Here is a 2,415-nt window from a genome sequence, read left to right on the forward strand (position 1 = left end):
AACGGCGGCGGATCTGGCCGGGAAACTGCTCTGGCATGAGCTGCCCGGCGGCGGTCGGGTCGCCACGATCCGCGTTGCATCCGCCGGGGCCCACGGAGTGCGGCTGGGGCTGTTGATAGAGCAGGTTCCGGACGCGGCCGAGTTCCGCTTTTTTGGCCGGGAGGGCAAGACGGGGCATTTGGTCCGCGGAAGCGCGATTAATGGACTGATCGACCTCAACCTGCTTGCCGGGACGCCGGAAAACGAGGCCCGGACCTACTGGTCACCGTTGCTGGAAGGCGACTTTATCGGCCTGGAAATTTATCTGCCCCCGGAGCTGCCCCCGGAAAGTCTGCAGATGGCTCTGCCCGCGCTCTCGCATCTTTTCGCGGCCCCGAAGTCCTCCCAGCTCATGCTGGCCCCTGGCGGAGCCGGGGACTGCCATCTTGATATCTCCTGCTTTCCGGAGTGGGAGGCGGAGAAAAAAGCCGTGGCCCTGATGTACTTCAACATCGGTCCCAGTCTATTCCAGTGCACCGGAACCCTGCTCAACGATCGCGACAATAGCACCACCCCCTATTTCCTTACCGCCAACCATTGTATCGACACGCAGGCCAAGGCATCCTCGGTCCAGACCCTCTGGTTCTATTACACCGCCGCCTGCGACAGCGAAGAGATCAACGATTACCAGTTCCTCGGGGGTGAGAGCGGCAGGGGGGCGGAACTGCTGCAGCCTCATCCCGCCACCGACAGCTCCCTGCTGCGGTTATTCGCCGAACCTCCTGGAGGAGTGACTTTTGCCGGCTGGAGTGTAGCTCCGCCCCAACTGGGAGAGTGGGTTGCCGGTCTCCACCATCCTCAGAACGATCTGCAGAAATTCAGTTTCGGTTTTCTGCGGCGCTATTTTACCTGCGAGATCAGTAATGATTTATTGTTCTGCCGTGAAACTCCTGATGGTTCGGGGGAGTTTGTCGATGTACGCTTCAGCGAGGGTACAATTGAGGCCGGCAGCAGCGGTTCCGGGATTTTTGCCGATCTCGGCGGCTACCTGCTCGGCACCTTGAGCGGCGGCAATGCCTCTTGCGTCAATCTGGATGGCACGAATTTCTATGGCCGTTTTGACCGGGCCTTTGTAGGGGCGCCCTTCTGGCCTTGGCTGGACCCTGACCAGCGCTTTGCCGAAGGCTTGATTCAAGTGGAACCCTTGGCAACCGAACCCGGCCCCGGTGGTGATTCCGAGCCGACGGTGCCGGAGGTGGAAGAGCCGGCCCCGTTGCCGCCCCTGGATGATGCTGCCAGCGATGAGCCGGCAGTGGATGATGGGAACGGCGAAAACATTCTTCCGCCTGCCTCCGGCGGAGGCGGCGGCTGCTTTATCGCCACCGCCGCCTACGGCTCGGCCGAGGCCCCCCAGGTCTTGCTCCTGCGCCAAGTTCGCGATCAAATCCTCTTGCGCAGCCAGCTCGGCCGGCGCCTGGTGGCTTTCTATTACCGCCATTCGCCGGCCTTAGCCCAGTGGCTGGTCCGGCATCCGGAGGCCAGGGTTTTGGTGCGAACGGCCCTGGTGCCGGTGGTGGCCGCCGCCCGGCTGGCCCTGGTCCTGGCCGAGGCGCGGGAGCCGGAGCGGGGAGAGGTTAAAATCTCCCTTGCTGACCGGATGGCGTTCTGCTAAATTAGCGAGCTTGTTTTTACCAATTATTTACCCGAAATCAGCGGTAATCGGATAACCTTATATTGTGAATAAAATATCCACAGCGTGGTTGCGTCAAGGGCTGGCGCGGCCGATGATGTTCCTGGCCGGCAAAGGCAGCGCGGCACCGGCCGGGCCATTTTCGTTCCGCGACCTGTGGCGCTCCCTGCTCGGCAGTGAGCGGCGGCTAGGCCAATTGCGCAATCTCTCTATTATTCTCTTGATCGTCCTGCTGGCCCAGGCTTCGGCCCGCTTTACCTGGGCCCTGTTTACTCCCGTCCCCCAGCTTGCCCCCGCCGGCGTCGCCTTGGTCGAAACCCGGGCGGCCCCGCGGGCCAACGGCAGCAGTGCCGCCGAGGCGGCGGCCCGGGCAGAACAACTGGCCGCCCTTCATTTGTTTGGCCGGGCCGAGCTCCAGCCAACTGACGCCGCCGCCACCGCCGCTTTGCTCGAGGCCCCCGAAACCACCTTGAGTCTGACCCTCAAGGGCTTACTGGCTACCACTTCCAGTGAACGGGGCTGGGCGGTGATAGCCGAAAAAGGGCGCCGGGGCCAGGATAGCGTCTATGTTCACGGGGATACGGTGCCGGGCAATGCCACCATCGAGGCGATTTTCGTCGACCGGGTCATTCTGCGCCGGGCCGGGCAACTGGAAACCCTCTACCTGGAGGGGCGGGACGAAAACCAGCAGGTGTCCGCCGCCGAACCGCGCCGGCCGACCGCTGCCGCGGCAAGGGGGCCGAACT

General features: G+C 63.2%; 2 protein-coding genes. Both read left to right on the top strand.

Annotated elements, in window-relative coordinates; all coding sequences use genetic code 11:
• Window positions 1–1,651: trypsin-like serine peptidase (locus ACHHTY_RS11955; protein ID WP_395494398.1), on the top strand; the 1,651-nt coding region annotated here is incomplete at its 5' end.
• Between the two features lie 112 nt (window positions 1,652–1,763).
• Window positions 1,764–2,415 (top strand): type II secretion system protein N (locus ACHHTY_RS11960; RefSeq protein WP_395494399.1); only part of this gene is annotated, 652 nt, incomplete at its 3' end.

Origin of the sequence: Desulfurivibrio nitratireducens (genome assembly GCF_044068515.1) — a bacterium.
Classification (GTDB): Bacteria; Desulfobacterota; Desulfobulbia; order Desulfobulbales; family Desulfurivibrionaceae; genus Desulfurivibrio.